This window comes from Ruegeria sp. AL11, assembly GCF_056540865.1.
The window spans coordinates 1-21,422 of sequence record NZ_JBQFXO010000001.1; the positions used below are offsets into that span (position 1 = coordinate 1).

Here is a 21,422-nt window from a genome sequence, read left to right on the forward strand (position 1 = left end):
GCTCGATCTCGTCGCGCTGACGGCCCAGTTCGGACGTGATCGAGCCGAAAAGCTCAGGATCACGGTCCGACAAAGACTGGGTGAAAAAACCGGTGTCACGGAGATTGGCGTTCATGATAGCTCCACATGTCTGAGGTATTGCTTGCGGATTTCCTATCGGAAACCCTGCCGAGGCAACAGCTTTAAAGCGACGAATTGCACGGCGTGGGCGTCAACTCTGGCCTATTGGGGAAAGGTATGTTTGTTTCGGAACCAAATGTGCAGCACCGGAAACCGGAAAAAATGAAAAAGAGAATCGCTTTTCTCGCAAGCGAGGCTGATGTCGCGCAATCAGCCCGCGAGGTCCTGGTCGCCAAATACGGAAACGCCGCGCCGCGCGATGCGGATGTGGTGGTGGCATTGGGTGGCGATGGGTTCATGCTGCGCACGCTCAAGAACATGCAGCATCTCGATGCGCCGGTATACGGGATGAACCGCGGGACCATCGGGTTCCTGATGAACACCTATTCTGATACCGATCTCTTGGAACGTCTCGATGACGCCGAGGTGGAGGTCATTAACCCTCTGGCCATGCGCGCGATGGATCAATCCGGGAAACTCCATGAGGCGCTGGCGATCAACGAGGTATCCTTGCTGCGTGCAGGTCCGCAAGCCGCGCGTCTGAAGATCAGCGTCGATGGCCGCGAAAGGATGGGAGAGCTGGTCTGTGACGGCGCGCTTCTGTCTACGCCTGCGGGATCGACAGCGTATAACTATTCGGCCCATGGTCCGATTTTGCCGATCGGGGCGGATGTGTTGGCCCTGACCGCGATTGCTGCATTTCGACCCCGTCGGTGGCGCGGGGCCTTGTTGCCCAAAACCGCAACAGTTCGCATAGACGTGCTGGATGCCGAAAAACGCCCGGTTATGGCCGATGCTGATTCAATTTCCTTTCCTGACATTGATTGGGTCGAGATCTGCTCGGAATCCGAAATCACCCATCGTATTCTTTTCGACCCCGGGCATGGTCTTGAAGAGCGCCTGATTTCTGAACAATTCACTTAGAATTTCGTCAGTTTTGAAAAATAATTTTTCCTTGTGTGAACAAGTTCACATGCTGGTGAGCGTGCAATGGGTAATGTGATCTTGCCTGGAGAACACGCTTAGGTGGGAGTGAGTGGCCACCAAACAGCGTTTTCGACATACTTGCGCATTTTTTTGCGCTGGCGAGGGTGGGTGGTGCCACGCTCGTTATCTGAAATCCAGGCATATTTAAGCAAGCGGACCCCGGGCACAAAAACCCGGGGTCGATTTTTTTTGGGGGGGGTCAGTCGGAGCGGGTCATCCGCTCCCAAAGAGGTTTGCACATCTGCCCGACCCGCGCCTCAATCGCCGCCGCCGCATCGACCGCCAGATCTTCACGCCAACGACGCGCTGCGATCTGAACATTGATGGGCTGCAGGCCGTTGGGCAATTCTGCCAGTCTTGCCGGAACGCAGGCGGCAGGCAGGCCAAGGAAGTTCATCGCATAGGAATAGACCGCGCAGCCCAGAACCTCATGCACGCCCTTGGCCCCTTCGGTGTCTCGGTCCGGCTTGAAAAAGGGTTGAGGCAGGAACGGCGACAGGACCAGAGGGTAATCTTCAAGGAAGACGGACCATTCACGGGCATAGTGGCTGCGTTTGGCGAGCATGCGCAGCAGCTCGGTCTCGACGATGGGCGGGAATTCCTGAAAATAGACCTCGAAGATATCTTGGATGGTTTGGGAACCGACCGCTTGGATATCGGATTTCAGGAGGGTCAGAACCTCGCCCATCAAAGTGCGGTATCCGATGCGACCGCATTCGAAGACATCAGGGGGATCGACCTCGTCGACCTGATAGCCCGCATCGACCAGCGCGTCGCGCGCAGTGTCCAGCGCCTTTTCGACCTCTGGGTGAAGGGCGTATCCGAACGTGTTTTTGGTAAAGGCCACTTTGATCGGGGCGTCCGCTGCCTCACCCCGCCAGGGCAAAGGGACATGAAACGGGTCGCGCGGGTCTGGGGCGATCAGGCTGGGCATCGACAGGGACAGGTCGGCTGCGGATCGCGTGATCAGGCCCTGAACGGACATGGATTGGGCGAGTATTCCGCGCTCGGCCGTTTGGCTGGGGTTCCAGGCGGGGACGCGACCAAGGCCGGGTTTGACTGTCACCGCCCCGTTGGCGGCAGCCGGAAACCTGAGGCTTCCGCCAATGTCGTTTCCATGCGCCAAAGCGCCAATCCCGGCCATGACGGCCGCCCCGGCACCGCCCGACGACCCTCCGGCTGAGATATGACGCCCCCAAGGGTTATGCGTGCGCCCATAAAGCGGATTATCGGTGTCGGCGCGGAAGGAAAACTCGGGCGTGTTGGTCCGGCCAATAACGATTGCCCCGGCATTCTGAAGGTTTGATACAACAGGCGCGTCATCAGGGGCGATAACATCTTTCAGCGCCACGACCCCGTTTGTCGTCGCGTGGCCCTTTTGATCGACATTGATCTTGATGGTTATCGGCACCCCGTGCAGCGGTCCGGTCGGTGCCCCTGCTGCCCGTGCTTGATCCAAGGCGCGCGCGCGTTGCAAGGCCTGCTGGCTCAGATCCTCGGCCACAGCATTCAGATCGGGATTGACGGCATTCATGCGAGAGATGGAGGATGCAACGGCGTCCTCGGCACTCAGGTCACCGTTGCGGGTCAGGGTGGTCAGCTCAGTGGCGCTGAGTTGCCAGATTTTGCTTTGAGTCATGGGCCCTCACTGTCTTAGAAAGACAGTAAGGGGCCTATTTCAGGTTGCAAGAGGGGGGCCGCGCTACTGAGCGTAGCCAATTGTCTGCAACGCGTCCTTGATCTCGTCCAAGATGGCGGGATCGTCGATGGTCGCGGGCATCTTGTACTCTTTGCTATCGGCAATCGAAACCATGGTGCCCCGCAGGATCTTGCCCGAGCGGGTCTTGGGCAGGCGGTCCACCACCACGGCCAGTTTAAATGCAGCCACAGGGCCGATTTTGTCTCGGACCATCTTGACGACTTCGTTCGAAACCTCGGCATGGTCGCGGTCGGCACCGGTATTCAGGCACAGGAAACCCACCGGCATCTGGCCTTTCAACTGGTCGGAAACGCCGATCACGGCACATTCGGCGACGTCAGGATGGGCGGCCAAGACCTCCTCCATCCCGCCGGTCGACAGTCGGTGGCCCGCAACGTTGATCACGTCATCGGTGCGCGCCATGATATAGAGGTAACCATCCTCGTCGATCATGCCCGCATCGCCGGTTTCATAATAGCCGGGGAAATGGTTCAGGTACGAGCTTTTGAACCGCTCTTCTGCGTTCCACAGCGTTGGCAAAGTGCCCGGAGGCAGCGGCAGCTTGACCGCAATCGCGCCCAGCTCACCCGGTTTCAGCGGATGGCCGCCTTCGTCGAGGATCTGAACGTCATAACCCGGCATCGGCTTGGCCGGAGACCCCAGCTTGACCGGAAGTTCCTCGATTCCCAGCGGGTTGCCTGCAATGGCCCAACCGGTCTCGGTCTGCCACCAGTGGTCGATGATCGGAACGTTCAGCGCATTCTGCGCCCAGGTGATCGTATCGGGGTCGGCGCGTTCACCTGCGAGATACATGGCGCGCAGACCGGACAGGTCGTATTTCCCAATCAGCTCACCCTTGGGGTCTTCACGCTTGACGGCACGGATCGCGGTGGGGGCGGTGAAGAAACTGCGCACGTTGTGTTCGGAGATCACCCTCCAGAAGGTGCCCGCGTCGGGTGTGCCAACGGGTTTGCCCTCGAACACGATGGTGGTGTTGCCGTGGATCAGCGGGGCGTAGCAGATGTAGGAGTGCCCAACGACCCAACCCACATCCGATGCGGCCCAGAACACATCACCCGGATCGACATTGTAGATATTCTTCATCGACCAGTGCAGCGCCACCAGATGCCCGGCGGTCGGACGCACAACGCCTTTAGGCGCTCCCGTGGTGCCCGAGGTGTAAAGGATATAGGCTGGATCATTGCCCGCGACCGGCACGCATTCGGCAGGTTCGACGCCGTATTGGAAGCCATGCCAGTTGTAGTCGCGCCCTTCGATCAGTTGTGCCACTTCCTGTTCGCGCTGGAAGATGACGCAGAACTCGGGCTTGTGGCTGGCTAGGTCGATGGCGCCGTCCAGCAGAGGTTTATAGTGAACCACGCGACCAGGCTCCAACCCGCAGGAGGCGGCGATGATGGCCTTGGGTTTGGCATCGTCGATCCGCACAGCCAGTTCGTTGCTGGCAAAGCCGCCGAACACCACCGAATGCACCGCGCCCAGACGGGCACAGGCCAGCATCGCTTCGAGCGCTTCGGGGATCATCGGCATGTAGATGATGACACGGTCGCCTTTTTCAACGCCTTTGGCGCGCAGCGCACCAGCCAGCGTTGCTACTCGGTTCCGCAACTCGACATACGAGATTTCGCGCTTGGTATGGGTGATAGGGCTGTCGTAGATGATGGCGGTCTGTTCGCCACGCCCGTTTTCCACGTGGCGGTCGACGGCGTTCCAGCAGGTATTGACCTGCGCATCGCTGAACCACTCATAAAGAGGGGCGTTGTCGGCAAACAGGGCTTTGCTGGGGGCCGAGATCCAATCAATGCCTTTGGCGGCATCCATCCAGAAAGCCTCGGGGTCGTTTTTCCAGCTATCGTAAACGTCTTGATATGCCATCAGGCCCTCCTCCCAAAATCGCTGCGATAGTTGTTAGGCAGCGAAAGGGCAGCGGGCAAGCGGCGCGAGTGACGGCGCGTCAGTTTATCGCAAAATATTTGCAGGATGGTCGAAAACAGCCTGCAAATTTTTGCAAACCTCAAGATTTTATGGAATTTAGCAGGTTCAAAATGGGATTTTGCAAACCTGCAAATTTATGAGTGCAAAGGGTATTGGTTGAGTCGGACAGCCAGACACCCACAGGATGTCTGGCGTTGATCTGGCCGCTCTAGCCGTAGTGGGTTACGGGCGTGCCGGCGATTGCAGCCATATTCAGCAGCCCCCTTGAGGTGATCGAAGGGGTCACGATATGTGCCTTGTTGCCCATGCCCATCAGGATCGGACCAACTTCGATTCCGTCGGCTTTCATCTTCAGAACGTTGCGCACGCCACTTGCGGCATCCGCATGCGCGAAGATCAGGACATTCGCAGCACCCTCAAGGCGTGAGGCGGGGAAAATACGCTCGCGCAGTTCGGGGTTGAGGGCCGTGTCTAGGTTCATCTCGCCTTCATAAGTGAAGTCGCGCGGTTCGCTGTCCAGAATGGCAATTGCCTCACGCAGTCGCTTGCCTGAGCCTTCGGCCTGGTTGCCGAACTGCGACTGCGAGCAGAAGGCAATCTTGGGCTCAAGCCCGAAACGCCGCACGTGGCGGGCTGCGCCCAGCGTGATCTCGGCTAGTTCCGCCGGATTGGGCAATTGCCGTACATGCGTGTCGGCAATGAATAGAGGGCCGTCTTCGAGAATCATCAGTGACAAAGCCCCGTGTGGGCGCAGGTCAGGGGTGCCCAGAACCTGTTCGACGTAATTCAAATGCCAGCGGTATTCGCCGAACGTGCCGCAGATCATGCTGTCGGCTTCGCCGCGGTGAACCATGATTGCGCCAATCGCGGTGGAATTTGTGCGCATGATCGCCTTGGCCAGATCGGGTGTGACGCCGCGGCGCTGCATGATCTGGTGGTATGAGTTCCAGTAGTCGTAGTAGCGCGGATCGTTTTCCGGGTTCACAATCTGCAGATCCTTGCCGGGACGGACGACCAGGCCGAGACGCTCACAGCGGGCCTCGATCACTTCGGGGCGGCCAATCAGGATCGGAGTTTCGGTCGTTTCCTCAAGGATGGCCTGCGCAGCGCGCAATACGCGCTCATCCTCGCCCTCGGCGAAGACGATCCGGCGGCTTGAGGCTGCGGCGGCCTCGAACACGGGGCGCATGAGAAGGGCAGATTTGAAGACGGTCTGGTTCAGCTTTTCCTTGTAGGCCTCAAGGTCGTCGATCGGACGTTTGGCAACGCCGCTCTCCATTGCGGCCTTGGCGACCGCCGAAGATACGATCCCCACAAGGCGTGGATCGAAGGGTTTAGGGATCAGGTAGTCCGGGCCAAACGTCAGTTGCTCACCCTTGTAGGCAGCGGCGGCCTCGGCGCTTGTGGTGGCGCGGGCCAATTCGGCAATGCCTTCGACGCAGGCAATCTGCATCTCGTCATTGATCTCGGTTGCGCCGACATCCAATGCGCCGCGGAAGATGAATGGAAAACATAGCACGTTGTTGACTTGATTGGGAAAATCGCTGCGTCCGGTCGCGATGATCGCATCAGGCGCGACTTCGCGCGCGGCTTCGGGCAGGATTTCGGGCGTCGGGTTGGCCAGAGCGAAGATGATCGGGCGGGCGGCCATTTTCTCGACCATCTCGGGCGTCAGAACATTCGGGCCGCTCAGGCCCAGGAACAGATCGGCCCCTCCAACCACGTCGTCCAAGGTGCGCAGGTCGGATTTCTGGGCGAATTGATCTTTGTGCGGATTCATATCCTCGGCGCGACCCTCATAGACCAGCCCGTGAATATCGCACAGCCAGATATTCTCGCGCTTGACGCCAAGTTTGACCAGCATGTTGAGGCAGGCGATCCCGGCCGCTCCGCCACCGGTCGAGACGATTTTGATATCCTCGAAGGTCTTGCCGGCGACGTGCAGCGCATTGCGGGCCGCGGCCCCGACAACAATGGCGGTTCCGTGCTGATCGTCGTGAAAAACGGGGATGTTCATGCGCTCGCGACATAGCTTTTCGACGATGAAGCAATCGGGGGCTTTGATGTCTTCAAGGTTGATAGCGCCAAAGGTCGGCTCTAGCGCGCAGACGACATCGGCCAGTTTTTCAGGGTCGGGCTGGTCGACCTCGATGTCGAAGCAGTCGATCCCGGCGAATTTCTTGAACAGGACGGCCTTGCCCTCCATCACCGGTTTCGAAGCGAGGGCACCGATATTGCCCAGGCCCAGCACAGCCGTCCCGTTCGACACCACAGCCACAAGATTGCCGCGCGCCGTATAGTGTTCCGCATTCGAGGGGTCGGCCTTGATCTCAAGACTGGCCTCGGCCACGCCGGGCGAATAGGCGCGGGCCAGATCCCGGCCGTTTGCCATCGGTTTAGTGGCCTTGATTTCAAGCTTTCCAGGCTTGGGATGGGCGTGATAGTCAAGCGCGGCCTGCCGCAAGCTGGGTGTGTCAGACATCGGCGGTAAAGCTCCCCTGCAAAATTTGATTTAGCCTTAAACTATTTTTTTCGACTTGGCTATGCCGCGTCTGAAGCTTGGCAAAACCCGACCGTTTCCTTGATTAATTGTCGCAAAATTTTTACAAACCGCAAACTCCTGCGAATTGTTCTGAGACACCAAAATGCCCAACGACCTCAAAATGACATCCTCCGAGGTGTTCCCGCCATCCCGTTTCCGCTTTGGGGTGGACCAGGTCTGGTTCTGGGCTGCGCTGGGCGTTGCGGCTCTGATCCTCGGGTTTATCGCCTTGTTTCCATTGCGGGCTGAGGTGTTCAATCAGGAAGGAGGATTGATCGAGACGATCTCGGCGGCTTGCTTGTTCATGGCTGGGGTTTTGGCTTTGGTTAAATACCGAGGCCTCGCGCGGCTTTACATCGGCGTGGGCTGCCTGCTGCTGGCCGAGCGTGAGCTTGAGGCGGATATTTACGCGGAAGGCTCTGTGCCATTCGCGGTGCTAAGCGGCTTGGACGGACTGCTGGACATGACGCTCGTGCGTGTCGCCCTGGCGGTGGTCGTGCTGGGGGGTGTGCTGTGGCACGGCATTCCCAACGCGTGGCGGGCGGTCAGAGTTCAGGCGCCGTTCCTTGCGATCTTTGTGCTTGCCGGGGTGGCCGCAGTTGTGGCGCAGGGGCTCGAGGAAATCTCGGGCCTGTATGAGGCTACGATGTCTTCGGTTATGAAGACGCGGCTGTTTGTTCTGGAAGAAACGCTCGAGATGTATTTTTCGATTGGCATTCTGGCGTCGGTTCTGATCGGATGGCCGAAAGAACCGACTGACGAGAGCTTGCATGACCCAGACAGCGCACGCGGCGAACACCCGCGCTGAAATCCGTTTGCCGACGCAGGAATTGCGCGACGATATTCCGTTCTACACCAAGGTTTTGGGGATGCAGATGGATATGATCTATCCTGCTGACGATCCTCGAACTGCTGTTTTTTCCGGCCATGGCCTGAGGGTGCGGATCGAGAAGGATGCGCCTGAAACCCCTGGCACTTTACGTATTCTGACCGAGAACCCGGATGGCTTTGCCGATGGCGACCGGGTTCTGGTTGCACCGAATGGCACGCGTATCGAAATCGAGGACCTCGATCCCCCTCTGGTGATGCCCGAAACCGTGCATTCCTTTGTGGTGCGCAGGCTCAAGGATCAGGCTCCGTGGATCATTGGACGGGCTGGGATGCATTATCGCGATCTGGTGCCGGATCGCTTGGGCGGGTCGATCATTGCCAGCCATATCCGCATCCCTGATGGGGGCCCGGTGCCGGATATGGTGCATTTCCACAAGGTCGGGTTTCAGTTGATCTTCTGCATCCATGGCTGGGTTGATGTCGTTTACGAAGATCAGGGCGACAAATTGCGTCTGACCGCCGGGGATTGCTTTATCCAACCGCCGGAAATCCGCCACCGCGTGCTGGAAGCCTCGGACAATGTGCAGGTGATCGAGATCGGCGTGCCAGCCGAACATGTCACCGAAATTGAACACGAGATGACATTGCCGACGCCGCATCTGCGCCCCGACCGGGAATGGCAGGGGCAACGCTTTGTTTACAATCAGGCGAAAGATGCGGATTGGGTGCCGTTCCGACTGCCGGGTTATATCTGCCGCGACACCACAATTGCCGAGAACACCAAAGGCGTCGCCGGTGTTCAGGTCGTCCGGCGCGGGCAGGGTGATCCGGTCTGGTCCAGCCACGACACTGACATCCATTTCACCTTCGTCATGAACGGAGAGGTCACTCTGGAGGGCGAAGGCCGTGACCCCTATCAACTGGAGCAAGGGGATGCCTTTGTGATACCACCGGGTATGCGCACACGCTTGTCGCAGCCCTCTGACGATGTGGAACTGCTCGAGGTGACCTTGCCGGGGGTGTTCAAGACGGTGCTGGAATAAATGCGCGGCGGGGCTTCTATTCGCCCCGCGTTTTCCGGTAGGGTCTGAATTTCTGACCAACTGATCAAAAAATGGGGAATCGCCATGTCGCTTAAAGATGCCGCCTTGAAGGTCCGCGAAAACGCCCATGCGCCTTATTCGAACTTCAAGGTGGGCGCGGCGATCCTGTCGGGATCAGGGACGCTCTATGTTGGATGCAACGTAGAAAACGTGGCCTATCCCGAAGGCACCTGTGCCGAGGCGGGCGCAATTGCTGCCATGGTCGCCTCGGGCGAGACCGAGCTGGCCGAGGTCTATGTCGTTGCCCAAAGCCCGCAGCCGGTGCCGCCTTGTGGTGGCTGCCGTCAGAAACTGGCCGAGTTCGGCGCGCGGGATGTGAAGGTCACCTTGGCGACAACCGACGGCGCCGAGTTGGAAACCACGATCGGACAGCTTTTGCCCGGCGCATTTGACGCCTCGCACATGCAGGACAGCTGACCGCATGGATGCCCGTTCGATCATCGCTAAACTGCGCCGCAACGAAGTGCCCACCGGGCCAGAGCTTGCGTGGTTTGCCCAAGGCCTAGCCGATGGCAGCGTCAGTGACGCGCAGGCTGGGGCCTTTGCGATGGCTGTCTGCATGGGTGGGCTGGGCGCGCAGGGTCGTGCTGACCTGACCGTTGCAATGCGAGACAGTGGTGACGTGTTGCGCTGGGATTTGGACGGCCCGGTGATCGATAAACACTCTACGGGTGGTGTCGGTGATTGCGTCAGCCTGATCTTGGCTCCGGCTCTGGCCGAATGTGGGGCCTATGTGCCCATGATCTCGGGCCGTGGGCTGGGCCATACAGGCGGGACGCTGGACAAGCTCGAGGCGATTCCGGGCGTCACTACGCAGATCGGGCAGGAGCGTCTGGCGCAGGTATTGCGCGACACAGGGGCCGCAATTGTAGGCGCGACGGGGCATATCGCGCCTGCGGACAAACGGCTGTATGCGGTGCGGGATGTTACGGCGACGGTAGAGAGCCTCGATCTGATCACGGCCTCGATCCTGTCCAAGAAACTGGCGGCAAGTCCTGATGCGCTGGTGCTTGATGTCAAAACCGGAAGCGGTGCGTTCATGAAGACCATTCAAGACGCGCGCGAGCTGGCTCAGGCGCTGACTGCAACAGCGAATGCTGCCGGGTGCCGAACCTCGGCCGTCATCACCGATATGAACCAACCACTCTCCTCGGCGTTGGGCAACGCGTTGGAGGTGGCAGAGGTCATGAAGGTCCTGACCGAAGGGGGAGCGTCTCCTCTGGCCGAAATTTCTGCAGAATTGGGCGGTGTACTGCTGGCGGATGCGGGTATATCTGAAACGATGGATCAGGGCCGCGCCAAAATTGCGGAGATTATCCGGGATGGCCGCGCCGCAGAACGGTTTGGTCGGATGATGGCCGCCGTTGGAGGCCCAGTGCAATTTGTTGATACGTGGTCAAGGTTCCTGCCCGAAGCCAGCGTGATCACCGAGGTGGCAGCCTCGCGTGACGGATACGTCACGGCCATTGACGGCGAAGCTTTGGGGCTGGCAGTGGTGGCTCTTGGCGGTGGACGTCAGGTGGAAAGCGATGTGATCGACCCGGCGGTGGGTCTGTCAAACATGGTACGGCTGGGCGAGCGGATCACCAAAGGCGCGCCATTGGCCGCTGTTCACGCGGCGCGTGAGGACGCGGCGGCTCAGGCGACCCAGAGCGTATTGGCGGCGATCACGATCGGAGATACTCCGGTTGCCGTGCCCGATCTGGTGCATGAGAGGATCACGGCATGAGCCGCGCCTTTCTCGTCGTGATGGACTCGGTCGGTATCGGCGGAGCACCTGATGCAGGCGCGTTCTTCAACGGGGATGTGCCTGACACCGGGGCCAACACACTGGCCCATATCGCGCAAGCCTGTGCCGAGGGGCGGGCTGAGGACGGGCGCAGCGGCTTGCTTGCGCTGCCCCATCTGGATGCGCTGGGTTTGGGTGCTGCGACGCGTCTGGCCTCGGGCGACGCAACGCCGGGGCTGGCGGCTCAACCGACTGGCCTGTGGGGATGCGCGCGCGAGCTGTCGCCTGGCAAGGATACGCCCTCGGGCCACTGGGAATTGGCGGGGTTGCCGGTGCCGTGGGACTGGCACTATTTTCCCGACACACAGCCCGCATTTCCTCCCGATCTGAGTCGAGCAGCAGCGCAAGCTGCGGGGACCGAGGGTATTCTGGGCAATTGCCACGCATCTGGAACAGCCATCATTGCCGAGCTGGGGGCCGAGCATATGCGCACCGGCTGGCCGATCTGCTACACGTCCGCCGACAGCGTGTTCCAGATCGCCGCGCATGAGGAGCGCTTTGGCCTCGATAACCTGCTTGCGATGTGCCGAACACTCGCGCCCCGTTTGCATGAGATGAAGGTGGGCCGTGTAATTGCGCGCCCCTTCGTCGGCTCATCTGACGAGGGGTTCACCCGCACAACGAACCGCAAGGACTTTGCCATCTTGCCGCCCGCGCCGGTGCTGACGAACTGGGTTCAGGACGCAGGCCGCCGCGTGCATGCCGTTGGCAAAATCGGAGACATCTTTTCGATGCAGGGCATCGACACGCTGCGCAAAGGCTCCGATGTCGAATTGATGGTGCACCTGTCCGACCTGGTGGATCAGGCCGAGGATGGCAGTCTAAGTTTTGCCAATTTCGTCGAGTTCGACAGCCTCTACGGTCATCGTCGCGATATCAGCGGCTATGCTCGTGCGCTGGAGTGGTTTGACCGGGAAATCGGAGCCATCCTACCCAAGTTGCGTCCGGATGACATGTTGGTATTGACCGCGGACCACGGCAATGACCCCAGTTGGATCGGCACCGACCACACACGTGAACAGGTGCCGGTCTTGGTGGCCGGGCAAGGCTTAGGCCAGCTCGGTCAAATCCATTTCGCCGATGTCGCTGCCAGCGTTGCCCATCACCTGAACGTACCGGCGCAAGGGCCGGGAAAGAGCTTTTTATGAGTGTCGCGGACCTTCCGAAGATCGAATTGCACCTACACCATGAGGGTGCCGCGCCGCCCGCATTTATCCGGCAACTGGCGCATGAAAAACGCATCGATCTGAGCGGCATCTTCAAGCCCGATGGCAGCTACGACTTCCGCGACTTCGCCCATTTCCTCAGCGTCTATGAGGCCGCGTGTGAGGTCCTCAAATCGCCCGAGGATTTCCGCCGTCTGACCCTGGCGATCCTTGAGGAAAGCGCAGCCAATGGGGTGGTGTATTCAGAGACCTTCCTTAGCCCCGATTTTTGCGGCGGTGGCGATCTGCACGCGTGGCGCGACTATCTGAACGCCATTCAGGACGCCGCCGATGAGGCCGAGCGCAAGTTCGACATCACTCTGCGCGGCGTGGTCACCTGTGTCCGCCATTTCGGCCCGGATCAGGCCAAGATCAGCGCCCGCTGCGCTGCGGAAACCGCAGGCGATTGGATCACCGGTTTCGGTATGGGCGGCAATGAATCCATCGGCACTCAGGGCGACTTCAAATGGGCCTTCGATTGCGCCCGCGAGGCCGGCTTGCGCCTGACCACCCATGCAGGTGAGTTTGGCGGTCCAGAAAGCGTGCGCGACGCGGTTCGTGACTTGGGTGTTGAGCGTCTTGGCCACGGCGTTCGCGCCATTGAAGACCCTGATCTGGTGCATGAACTGATCGACCGGGATGTCACGCTTGAGGTCTGTCCGGGATCAAACGTGGTTCTGGGGCTCTATCCCGATTTCGCCGCGCATCCGATTGCGCGGTTGCGCGACGCCGGGGCGAAAGTCACCGTTTCAACGGATGACCCGCCATTTTTCCATACCACAATGCGGCGTGAATATGAGATGTTGCAGGCAGCCTTTGATTGGGGCGCCGAAGACTTCGCAGCCCTAAATGAAACGGCCCTGAAGGCCGCCTTTTGCGATGAAGACACCCGCGCGCGGGTCAAGAAAAGACTGGAGAACATATGAGCGAACACCTGACCGTCGTTGACCACCCGCTGGTGCAGCACAAACTGACGCTCATGCGGGACAAGGGGACCTCGACCGCCGAATTCCGTCAGTTGCTGCGGGAAATCACGCTGTTGCTGGCCTATGAGGTGACCCGCGAGCTTAAGCTGACCACCCGCCATATCGAAACTCCGATGGAGGAGATGGACGCGCCCATTCTCGCCGGTAAGAAACTGGCGCTGGTCTCGATCCTGCGCGCCGGGAACGGGATGCTGGACGGGGTGCTGGAGCTGATCCCGTCGGCCCGTGTCGGGTTTGTGGGGCTGTACCGCGACGAAGAAACGCTGAAGCCGGTTCAGTATTACTTCAAAGCGCCAGAGGGCCTGAAAGACCGGCTGGTTATCGCCGTGGATCCGATGCTGGCCACCGGCAACAGCTCGGCTGCAGCCATTGATCTGCTGAAAGAAGCGGGCGCGACCGAGATCCTGTTCCTCTGCCTGCTGGCGGCACCAGAAGGGGTTGCCCGCATGAAAGAGGCCCACCCGGACGTGCATATCGTCACTGCCGCGCTGGATCGCGAGCTGAACTCGAAAGGTTACATCATGCCCGGTCTCGGCGATGCCGGCGACCGTATGTTTGGCACCAAATAAGCCTGATCACTCGCTGCAGATGTTTTGAAGCTGGACCCAATCGCGGTCCGGCAACACCTGTTCCAACGTGCGCCCGGCCATTGGGTCGGCCTCGATCAGGCCAAGAACCGTTTCCCCTGTCACATCCCGCGCATAGGCATATGGGGTCGAGGGCAGGGCGGCCTGTGCAAAAACCGCCAGCAGTGCCTCATCTGTCAGAGAAGGACGGGGTTCAGACAGGACTTGCTCGGTATAGCTGTCGACGATCTCGGGCGTCAGGCCCCCGGTCGTCAGCAGGCGAAAGGCCGAGGAGGCGCCGGTTCTGTCCAGAACATCATCCAACGGGTCTTGAGCATCGATACGGGCGCGCTCGGCGATGACATAGCCGGCGGCCACAGCTGGGTCTTCATGATCCTCGACCAAGGCCCGGTTCAACAAGACCGTCCCGCCCGGCAGGCTGAGGCTGTCCTGCACCCCGGCGGGCAGGATGATGATCTGCCGTACGCCCGTGCGCTTGGCCAGCCGGTCCAAAGAGGCCTGCGCATCGCGTGAGGCACAAGCGCGCCCCGAGACCCGCTCGATTCGTTTCAGAATCTCATCGCCGATGTCCTGCCGTTTGACCTCGGGCACGACCGAGACCACGTGGTTTTGCAGTGCCCCGGGCAACCAAAGCAGCAACACCGCCAGCACAGCGGCGACGACGCCTGCGACGCTGAACCAGCGCAACCGACCGGGATGCGGGCGCGAGCGGTCGATGGCGCGCTGCAGTCGGTCGATGGCCTCAAGCATGGTCTTTTCGCTTTCGGCCAGCTCCAGCGTTTCGTCCGGGTCGCCGTCAGGGTTGAAAATCGCGGGGAAACTGCCCGGATTTTGACGCTCCAATGCGGCCAGAGACCAGTGCGTCAGCGCCCGGTCATTGAAATCCGAGATCGTCAGGGTCGCCTTACCGATTGAGACCACAACCTCGCGCCGCTGTTCATCGGGCGAGGAGCGCCACAGACCGGTGGCTTCGATCCGCTGGTACTGTTTCAGGGCCGTCATCTGGATTGGGCTGCTCGTGTTTTTCTTATGCCAAAGCATAGCATGTGGAAATCGCGGGGCGCAAACCTGTTGCGCAGGCTTTCAGAAATATGCTGGATGGCACAAGCGCTGTTGCGCGCATCTAACCCGAGGCAGGACATGCAGCCAGGCAAAGAAACGCTCCCTTTTTTGGCCTCGGTGCTGATGGTCTCGGCAATGGCCATTCTTGGCGTGATCGATAACGTGGTGATCCTGCTGGCTGAAACCATAGGGCTGTGGCAGTTCCATCTCAGCCGTGCTGTTTTGATGTTGCCTCTCATCATCGGGCTGTCCCTGCTGGGTTTGGGAAGTCTGCGGCCAAAACGGCTGCGGTTTGTCTTGCTGCGTAGTGTTCTGATCGCGACGGGCATGTTGTTCTATTTCGCCTCGCTGGCGTTGATGCCGATTGCGCAGGCCTTGGCGGGTTTGTTCACCTCACCGATGTTCGTGCTGTTGATATCGGCGCTGGGGCTGAAACAAGTCATCGGACCATGGCGCATCGGCGCGGTTCTACTGGGGTTCGTGGGCATCCTGTGCGTGTTGCAACCCAACCCGACTGAGTTCGACTTCAGGACCTTTCTGCCTGTTGTCGGAGGATTCTTCTACGCGCTCAGCGTGATTGTCACGCGGACCTATTGCTCGGACGAAAGCACAGTCGCCCTACTGGCCAACAACATGCTGGTTCTGGGCGTTGCCGGGGCCATCGGCTTGATCGTTTTCACGGCCTTTCCGGCGTCCGGACCCGATGGTCCCGAAGGTTTTGTGACCCGTGGTCTGGTCCTCGATATGCGCGCTGCCTTGCCATGGGTCGCGGTTCAGGCCGTCGGGTCCACCGTGGCCGTTTTTATGATGATCAAGGCTTATCAGGTCGGAGAGCCCTCATTCGTTGCCGTGTTCGAATATTCGATCATGATCTTCGGCCCTCTGTTCGCCTGGGTCGCCCTTGGACAGACGATCGGAGTGATGCAGATCTTTGGCATCGGCCTGATCGCAACAGCCGGCGCAATTCTGGGCTGGAGAGCCAGGCGCGCGGCCCCTGAGCAGGAGGTCGCATGATCATCTCTCGCGGCCGCCGCTACGTGTTTGTGCATATGCCCAAGACGGGGGGAACTTCGCTTGCTTTGGCGCTTGAACAGCGGGCCATGAAGGATGACATCCTGTTGGGAGACACGCCTAAGGCCCTGAAACGGCGGCGCCGCGCCAAGGAACTGACCGCGCGGGGGAGGCTGCACAAACACGCGACGCTTGCGGATATAGACGGGGTGTTGCCAGAGGGTGAACTTGAGGCAATGTTTGCCTTCACGCTGGTCCGCAACCCGTGGGACCGCATGGTCAGCTACTATCACTGGCTACGTTCTCAGAGCTTCGCGCATGAGGCCGTCACCCTGTCGCAGCAATTGGAGTTCGAGCCTTTTGTCCTGCACCCAAACATCCGTCGTTCATTTCAGGATCATCCGGCGCGGCGCTACATGACCCGCGCGGATGGGGTCGAACAGTGCCAGCTGTTCCTACGGTTGGAACAGTTCGAACAGGACGCGCAACCTCTGTTTCGCCATCTGGAGTTTGAGGTGGAATTGCCTCATATCAACCCCTCGGACCGACAAGCAGACTATCGGGCATACTATTCCGACAGGTCCGCCCAATCCGTGGCAGAAGCCTGCGCAGAAGACATCCAGAGATTCGGCTACGCTTTTGACGTGACTTCCAGCTTATAGTTTCCGATTGGTTGATAAACCCACTCCTGCACTGCTTTCTGTCGCGAAAAATGCCTCGTTTTAGTCCAAATCAGGCGTAAATACGGCGGAACTAAGACCGAAAGCCGCTACGTCTGCTATCTCTTGAGGTGTGAGTATTTGTGCCAAAAGGGGGTTCGGCACGTGTTGGAAGTAGTGAGTTTTTCGGATGTTTCCGAGTATCATGACGATGCGGATCTGCCAGTTGCGCTGGACGCAGTGTCATCGCGCAGAGGAGGGTTCCTGCACGGAACCAAAATCGCGACCACCAGTGGATGGAAGCTGATCGAACGTATCGCCGCTGGCGATCTGGTTCGAACGCTGGATCACGGTTTCAAAGAAGTCCGCAGAGTCTCGACCAGTTGGGTCAATATCCCGGCAGGTGAGAGGCGGTCGGCCCATCTACCTATCTTTGTGCCTGCGCGGGCGGCCTATAACGGGCGCGCGGTTTGGTTGATGCCGGAACAGGGCGTCGCGCTGGATTGCGGCAAACTGGACCTGACGGATCAAGGTGTTTCTGTTTTGCCTGCGCGGCTTCTGGACGGGGCCTGTCGGTTGTCCTCGCAATCTCCGGGATCGTCGTTCGAGGTCACGACCCTGTTCTTCGATCGGGACGAGGTGATCTATATCGAGGGGGGCTTGCAAGCCTATTGCCCTTCAGGGCGCTTCAGCCGCACCTCTGGTCAGGCAAAAAAGTATGCTGTGGCCGACGAAGACGCGGCGACTGCCTTGGTCGGTGCGCTTGCTGCAAGTGGCGAGATTTCGGCTTTGGCGAACCCATTGGGCGCTTTGCCTGCTCCGATTCCGACGGATCCGATTTTCCCGATCCGCCCAGCGGCGGGTATTCGCAGGCCCGGGCGGCCGGGTCGACCAAATGCGCCGGTTCTGTTTCTCCGGCCTGAATGGCAAACCGCTCCGGCTGTTCAGTAAGGAAGACGCAGGCGCAAGGGGAGTTGCGCCTGCGTCGCTGTTTTAAGCGGCTTTGGCGTCCGGGTTGAACCGGCCGTAGAAGCTCTGACCTTTTTCGGCCATTTCACGCAGCAGGGGCGGGCAGGCAAAACGCGCACCATAGGCCTCGGCCAGTTGATCGCAACGCTCGGCTGCGTAGGGCGTTCCGATGATGTCCAGCCAGCTGAGCGGACCACCGGACCAAGGCGCAAAGCCCCAACCCAGGATCGCGCCCACGTCGCCTTCACGGATGTCTTCCAGAACACCTTCTTCCAGCGCACGGACGGCTTCCAGAACCTGTGCGAACATCAGACGTTCCTGCACTTCGATCAGGTCAGGCTGCTCGGCGGCCAGAGGGTACTTGTCCTGCAGACCCTTCCAGTATTCGACGCGCTTGCCCTTCTCGTCATAGTCGAAGAAGCCCGCGTTTGCCTTGCGACCCAAACGGCCCTGTTCCTCCATCCAGAAGATAAGATCGTCTGAAGGGCTTTCGGGATAAGCATTGCCCATCGCCGCCTTGGTCGCCCGTGCAATCTTGGCACCCAGATCAATCGAGGTTTCATCGGTCAGCTGGATCGGTCCCACCGGGAAGCCCAACTGACGCGCCGCGTTGTCGATCAGGATCGGGCTGACGCCCTCGGTGATCATGCGCGCGCCTTCGTTGATATAGGGAATGATGCAGCGATTGGCGTAGAAGAAGCGCGCATCGTTGACCACAATCGGCGTCTTGCGGATCTGGCGCACATAGTCCAGAGCCTTGGCGACCGCGCGATCACCGGTTTCCTTGCCTTTGATAATCTCGACCAGGAACATCTTCTCAACCGGTGAGAAGAAGTGGATGCCAATGAACTGCTCGGGCCGTACTGAGGCTTTCGCCAGATCGGTGATCGGCAGGGTCGAGGTGTTCGAGGCAAAGATGCAATCCTCGGGGATGATCGCCTCGACCTTCTTGGTCATATCGGCCTTGACGCCCGGGTCTTCGAACACGGCTTCGATGATCAGATCGCAGCCTTTCAGATGCTCCAGATCAGGGGTGGCGGTGATGCGGGCCAGCAGGGCCTCTTTCTTCTCGGCTGTGGCTTTACCGCGCTTGATGCCCTTGTCCATATAGGTTTCGCTATAGGCCTTGCCCTTGTCGGCGGCAGCCTGATCACGGTCGACCAGAACAACCTCCATCCCGGCCTGCGCCGAGACCAGAGCGATCCCGGCGCCCATCATGCCAGCGCCCAGAACGCCGACCTTTTTCACGCGTTGGTCTGCCACATCTTTGGGGCGAACCGCGCCTTTCTCCAACGCTTCCTTGTTCAGGAACAGCGACCGGATCATGGCCGACGACGACGGGTTCATCAGGACGTTGGTGAACCAGCGTGCCTCAATCTTCAGGGCGGTGTCGAAGTCGACCAGCGCCCCTTCGTAGATCGAGCTCAGAAGAGCCTTAGCCGCTGGGAAAGCACCTTGTGTCTTTCCGTTCACCATCGCGTTGGCACCAACGAAAGTCATGAAGCCAGCAGGGTGGTAGGGCGCGCCTCCGGGCATTTTGTAGCCCTTCGCGTCCCAAGGCTTGACCAGATCGGCGTCCTTGGCGTTCAGAACCCATTCCTTGGCTGCTGCGACCGGATCGTCCGAAACATCGTCGATCAGCTGTGCGCCCTTGGCTTTCTTCGGGTCCATCATCTTGCCTTCCAGCAGGACCGGAGCGGCTGCCATCGCACCAACCATACGGCTATAGCGCATGGTGCCGCCACCGCCGGGGAAGATGCCCAGTAGAATCTCAGGCAGGCCGATCTTGGCTTTGGGGTTCGAGGTCATGACACGGTGATGACAGGCCAGTGCGATCTCGGTCCCGATCCCGGCGCAGGTGCCGTTGATGGCGCAGGCGATCGGTTTGCCGCCCTTCTTGGTCTTGGGATCCATGCCCGCCAGTTCCATCTTGCGCAGGATGTGGTGGCCGCCCATGACAAAATCGAACAGCGCTTGCGCCGGTTCATCACCGGCCTCCTGACGGATGGTGGCCAGCGTGTTCAGGTCCATGCCACCCGCGAAGGAGCCTTCTTTGCCCGAGGTGATCACGATCCCTTTGATCTCATCATCGCTCAGGGCCTGATCGATCAGCTGGCTGACCTCCTGAAAGGCCTCGCGGGTCAGAACGTTCATGGATTTGCCCTGGGCGTTCCAGGTCACAAAGGCGACGCCGTCTGCGTCTTTGGTCAGAGTGAAATCAGTCATTGTCATCTCCAATCTGGTCAGCCGTCAGCGGGCTGCCGTCTTTCCGGGTGAAAGAGAAGCCGTTCTCATCATCCTTCACCATCATGTCTATGTCGCTGTAATAGCCAGTCTCGGTCGGGGTCCGTGTGCCCACCACCAGGAAGGTCGCGGGCGCATCGGTCTTGTTCACAAGGTGATGGCCATTGGCCTCACCGGCTGGCCAAGCGGCGCAGTCACCGGGCAGCATCTCATGCTCACCATCGTCATCGATCAGCACGCATTTGCCGCTTAGCATGATGGCAAACTCGTCCTGCTCCATGTGGTAGTGGCGCAGCGAGGACAGAGCTTGTGACTCAAGCCGTACGATGTTGACCCCGAACTGGGTCAGCCCGCCTGCATCTCCGACGCCCTGGTTGAAACGGCCACCGACCGCTTCGGCCAGTTTGCCGGGGTAAGACGAGCCACCTTTGAACGGGATCTGAGAGAGATCCAGCTTGGGCATCAGACCCGCTCGATAATGGTTGCCGCACCCATGCCGGACGCAATGCAGAGCGTTGCCAGACCGGTTTCCTTGTCTTGACGCTCAAGCTCATCCAGCAGCGTGCCGATGATCATGGCACCGGTTGCGCCCAGCGGGTGACCCATTGCGATCGAGCCGCCGTTGACGTTTACCAGCGCCGGATCGACGTCGAACGCCTGCTGGAAGCGCAACACGACCGAGGCGAAGGCTTCGTTCACTTCGAACAGGTCCAGATCGCTGATTTTCATGCCGTTGTCGGCAAGGATTTTCTCGGTTACCGGAACCGGGCCGGTCAGCATGATGGTCGGGTCGGTGCCGATCTTCGCGGTTGCCTTGATACGGGCGCGCGGCTTGAGGCCGTATTTCTCACCGAATTCCTTGTTGCCGATCAGAACAGCGGCCGAGCCGTCCACGATGCCCGAGCTGTTGCCCGCGTGGTGGATGTGGTTGATCCGCTCCAGATGCGGGTATTTCAGCATCGCGACTTTGTCGAAGCCGGGCATTTGCTCACCCATCATCTGGAAGGACGGGTTTAACGCGCCGAGGCTCTGCATGTCAGTGCCGGGGCGCATATATTCGTCGCGATCCAGAATGGTCAGGCCGTTTTGGTCTTTGATGGTGATGACCGACTTCTCGAACCGGTTGTCTTCCCAAGCCTCTGCCGCGCGTTTTTGAGACTCTACGGCCAGTGCGTCGGCGTCGTCGCGGCTGAACCCATACTCGGTCGCGATGATGTCGGCCGAGATACCCTGCGGTACAAAGTAGGTGTCCATTGCCAGCGTCGGGTCTACGGCAATCGCGGCACCGTCGCTGCCCATGGCCACGCGGCCCATCATCTCAACACCACCAGCGATATAGGCGTCGCCCGCGCCGCCTTTAACCTGGTTCGCGGCCAGGTTCACGGCTTCCATGCCCGAGGCGCAGAAGCGGTTGATCGCAAGACCGGGGATCGACTGGTCGAGGTCAGAGGCCAGAACCGCCGAGCGCGCCAGACAGCCGCCTTGCTCCATGACTTGGGTGACGTTGCCCCAGATCACATCCTCAACGGCGTGGCCTTCGAGGTTGTTGCGTTCCTTGATCGCGTTCAGGGTCAAGGCGGACAGGCGCACCGAGGTTACCTCGTGCAGGCTGCCATCCTTACGGCCCTTGCCGCGCGGAGTGCGCAGGGCGTCATAAATGTAAGCTTCGGTCATG

The 21,422-nt window shown here is 59.8% G+C and carries 18 protein-coding genes; 11 read left to right on the plus strand and 7 right to left on the minus strand.

Features of this window, described 5'->3' with window-relative positions:
* Window positions 1-237: 237 nt before the first annotated feature.
* Entirely contained in the window at window positions 238-1,044 is an 807-nt protein-coding gene (locus ACR0IP_RS00005) for an NAD kinase (RefSeq protein ID WP_170374288.1), read from the plus strand.
* 262 nt (window positions 1,045-1,306) lie between these two features.
* Here the strand turns inward: ACR0IP_RS00005 and ACR0IP_RS00010 are convergent, their stop codons facing one another.
* The 3 genes from ACR0IP_RS00010 to ACR0IP_RS00020 form a co-directional block, all read right to left on the minus strand.
* Entirely contained in the window at window positions 1,307-2,746 is a 1,440-nt protein-coding gene (locus tag ACR0IP_RS00010; RefSeq protein ID WP_480523110.1) for an amidase family protein, read from the minus strand.
* 63 nt (window positions 2,747-2,809) lie between these two features.
* Window positions 2,810-4,699 carry a propionate-CoA ligase PrpE gene (gene prpE / locus ACR0IP_RS00015; protein WP_480523112.1) on the minus strand — a complete coding sequence of 630 codons (1,890 nt, stop codon included), beginning with the start codon at window positions 4,697-4,699 and terminating at the stop codon, window positions 2,810-2,812.
* Between the two features lie 268 nt (window positions 4,700-4,967).
* A complete protein-coding gene (locus ACR0IP_RS00020; protein WP_480523114.1) occupies window positions 4,968-7,241 on the minus strand; it encodes an NADP-dependent malic enzyme in 2,274 nt (757 codons plus the stop codon).
* Window positions 7,242-7,404: 163 nt separating this feature from the next.
* Here ACR0IP_RS00020 and ACR0IP_RS00025 point away from each other — a divergent pair, with 163 nt between their 5' ends.
* From ACR0IP_RS00025 to upp, 7 genes are all read left to right on the plus strand, one after another.
* Window positions 7,405-8,109, plus strand: a complete 705-nt coding sequence (locus ACR0IP_RS00025) for a hypothetical protein (protein ID WP_480523116.1) — start codon at window positions 7,405-7,407, stop codon at window positions 8,107-8,109.
* On the plus strand, window positions 8,072-9,175 hold the full coding sequence (locus ACR0IP_RS00030) for a cupin domain-containing protein (RefSeq protein WP_480523118.1): 1,104 nt from the start codon (window positions 8,072-8,074) through the stop codon (window positions 9,173-9,175). The genes ACR0IP_RS00025 and ACR0IP_RS00030 overlap by 38 nt, the downstream gene beginning before the upstream one ends.
* Before the next feature lie 84 nt (window positions 9,176-9,259).
* Window positions 9,260-9,652 (plus strand): cytidine deaminase, encoded by a 393-nt coding sequence (locus ACR0IP_RS00035; protein WP_170465629.1) that lies wholly within the window; start codon window positions 9,260-9,262, stop codon window positions 9,650-9,652.
* A 4-nt stretch (window positions 9,653-9,656) separates the two neighbouring features.
* Window positions 9,657-10,964 (plus strand): thymidine phosphorylase, encoded by a 1,308-nt coding sequence (locus tag ACR0IP_RS00040; protein WP_480523120.1) that lies wholly within the window; start codon window positions 9,657-9,659, stop codon window positions 10,962-10,964.
* Window positions 10,961-12,172 (plus strand): phosphopentomutase, encoded by a 1,212-nt coding sequence (locus tag ACR0IP_RS00045; RefSeq protein WP_170465635.1) that lies wholly within the window; start codon window positions 10,961-10,963, stop codon window positions 12,170-12,172. Before ACR0IP_RS00040 ends, ACR0IP_RS00045 begins: the two co-directional genes overlap by 4 nt.
* A complete protein-coding gene (locus ACR0IP_RS00050) occupies window positions 12,169-13,155 on the plus strand; it encodes an adenosine deaminase (protein ID WP_170374270.1) in 987 nt (328 codons plus the stop codon). The genes ACR0IP_RS00045 and ACR0IP_RS00050 overlap by 4 nt, the downstream gene beginning before the upstream one ends.
* Window positions 13,152-13,784, plus strand: a complete 633-nt coding sequence (gene upp / locus ACR0IP_RS00055) for a uracil phosphoribosyltransferase (RefSeq protein ID WP_170374268.1) — start codon at window positions 13,152-13,154, stop codon at window positions 13,782-13,784. Before ACR0IP_RS00050 ends, upp begins: the two co-directional genes overlap by 4 nt.
* 6 nt (window positions 13,785-13,790) lie before the next feature.
* Here the strand turns inward: upp and ACR0IP_RS00060 are convergent, their stop codons facing one another.
* Window positions 13,791-14,804: a hypothetical protein gene (locus ACR0IP_RS00060; protein ID WP_170374266.1), complete on the minus strand. Its 1,014-nt coding sequence runs from the start codon at window positions 14,802-14,804 to the stop codon at window positions 13,791-13,793.
* Window positions 14,805-14,942: 138 nt separating this feature from the next.
* Between ACR0IP_RS00060 and ACR0IP_RS00065 the strand changes: the two genes are divergently transcribed.
* The 3 genes from ACR0IP_RS00065 to ACR0IP_RS00075 all read left to right on the plus strand — a co-directional run bounded on the left by ACR0IP_RS00065 (window position 14,943) and on the right by ACR0IP_RS00075 (window position 17,485).
* Window positions 14,943-15,878 (plus strand): DMT family transporter, encoded by a 936-nt coding sequence (locus tag ACR0IP_RS00065; protein ID WP_480523122.1) that lies wholly within the window; start codon window positions 14,943-14,945, stop codon window positions 15,876-15,878.
* Entirely contained in the window at window positions 15,875-16,537 is a 663-nt protein-coding gene (locus ACR0IP_RS00070; RefSeq protein ID WP_480523124.1) for a sulfotransferase family 2 domain-containing protein, read from the plus strand. The genes ACR0IP_RS00065 and ACR0IP_RS00070 overlap by 4 nt, the downstream gene beginning before the upstream one ends.
* A 162-nt stretch (window positions 16,538-16,699) precedes the next feature.
* Window positions 16,700-17,485 carry a Hint domain-containing protein gene (locus ACR0IP_RS00075; protein WP_480523126.1) on the plus strand — a complete coding sequence of 262 codons (786 nt, stop codon included), beginning with the start codon at window positions 16,700-16,702 and terminating at the stop codon, window positions 17,483-17,485.
* A gap of 42 nt (window positions 17,486-17,527) precedes the next feature.
* Here the strand turns inward: ACR0IP_RS00075 and ACR0IP_RS00080 are convergent, their stop codons facing one another.
* Genes ACR0IP_RS00080 through ACR0IP_RS00090 form a run of 3 tightly spaced genes read right to left on the minus strand, consistent with a single transcriptional unit; the run spans window position 17,528 to window position 21,421 of the window.
* Complete coding sequence (locus tag ACR0IP_RS00080) at window positions 17,528-19,729, minus strand: 3-hydroxyacyl-CoA dehydrogenase NAD-binding domain-containing protein (protein ID WP_480523128.1); 2,202 nt, start codon at window positions 19,727-19,729, stop codon at window positions 17,528-17,530.
* A complete protein-coding gene (locus ACR0IP_RS00085) occupies window positions 19,722-20,210 on the minus strand; it encodes a cupin domain-containing protein (RefSeq protein WP_480523130.1) in 489 nt (162 codons plus the stop codon). Before ACR0IP_RS00085 ends, ACR0IP_RS00080 begins: the two co-directional genes overlap by 8 nt.
* The gene (locus ACR0IP_RS00090) at window positions 20,210-21,421 is read right to left on the minus strand and encodes an acetyl-CoA C-acetyltransferase (protein WP_170767050.1); all 1,212 of its coding nucleotides are present in this window, start codon (window positions 21,419-21,421) and stop codon (window positions 20,210-20,212) included. The genes ACR0IP_RS00085 and ACR0IP_RS00090 overlap by 1 nt, the downstream gene beginning before the upstream one ends.
* Window position 21,422: the final 1 nt, after the last annotated feature.

Bases quoted from the DNA above. Each gene is read 5' to 3' on its own strand.
- ACR0IP_RS00085 (WP_480523130.1), bottom strand. From the start codon at position 20,210: ATGCCCAAGCTGGATCTCTCTCAGATCCCGTTCAAAGGTGGCTCGTCT.
- ACR0IP_RS00065 (WP_480523122.1), top strand. From the start codon at position 14,943: ATGCAGCCAGGCAAAGAAACGCTCCCTTTTTTGGCCTCGGTGCTGATG.
- ACR0IP_RS00070 (WP_480523124.1), top strand. From the start codon at position 15,875: ATGATCATCTCTCGCGGCCGCCGCTACGTGTTTGTGCATATGCCCAAG.
- ACR0IP_RS00060 (WP_170374266.1), bottom strand. From the start codon at position 14,804: ATGACGGCCCTGAAACAGTACCAGCGGATCGAAGCCACCGGTCTGTGG.
- ACR0IP_RS00010 (WP_480523110.1), bottom strand. From the start codon at position 2,746: ATGACTCAAAGCAAAATCTGGCAACTCAGCGCCACTGAGCTGACCACC.
- prpE (WP_480523112.1), bottom strand. From the start codon at position 4,699: ATGGCATATCAAGACGTTTACGATAGCTGGAAAAACGACCCCGAGGCT.
- ACR0IP_RS00020 (WP_480523114.1), bottom strand. From the start codon at position 7,241: ATGTCTGACACACCCAGCTTGCGGCAGGCCGCGCTTGACTATCACGCC.
- ACR0IP_RS00090 (WP_170767050.1), bottom strand. From the start codon at position 21,421: ATGACCGAAGCTTACATTTATGACGCCCTGCGCACTCCGCGCGGCAAG.
- ACR0IP_RS00005 (WP_170374288.1), top strand. From the start codon at position 238: ATGTTTGTTTCGGAACCAAATGTGCAGCACCGGAAACCGGAAAAAATG.
- ACR0IP_RS00030 (WP_480523118.1), top strand. From the start codon at position 8,072: ATGACCCAGACAGCGCACGCGGCGAACACCCGCGCTGAAATCCGTTTG.
- upp (WP_170374268.1), top strand. From the start codon at position 13,152: ATGAGCGAACACCTGACCGTCGTTGACCACCCGCTGGTGCAGCACAAA.
- ACR0IP_RS00080 (WP_480523128.1), bottom strand. From the start codon at position 19,729: ATGACTGATTTCACTCTGACCAAAGACGCAGACGGCGTCGCCTTTGTG.
- ACR0IP_RS00040 (WP_480523120.1), top strand. From the start codon at position 9,657: ATGGATGCCCGTTCGATCATCGCTAAACTGCGCCGCAACGAAGTGCCC.
- ACR0IP_RS00035 (WP_170465629.1), top strand. From the start codon at position 9,260: ATGTCGCTTAAAGATGCCGCCTTGAAGGTCCGCGAAAACGCCCATGCG.
- ACR0IP_RS00045 (WP_170465635.1), top strand. From the start codon at position 10,961: ATGAGCCGCGCCTTTCTCGTCGTGATGGACTCGGTCGGTATCGGCGGA.
- ACR0IP_RS00025 (WP_480523116.1), top strand. From the start codon at position 7,405: ATGCCCAACGACCTCAAAATGACATCCTCCGAGGTGTTCCCGCCATCC.
- ACR0IP_RS00050 (WP_170374270.1), top strand. From the start codon at position 12,169: ATGAGTGTCGCGGACCTTCCGAAGATCGAATTGCACCTACACCATGAG.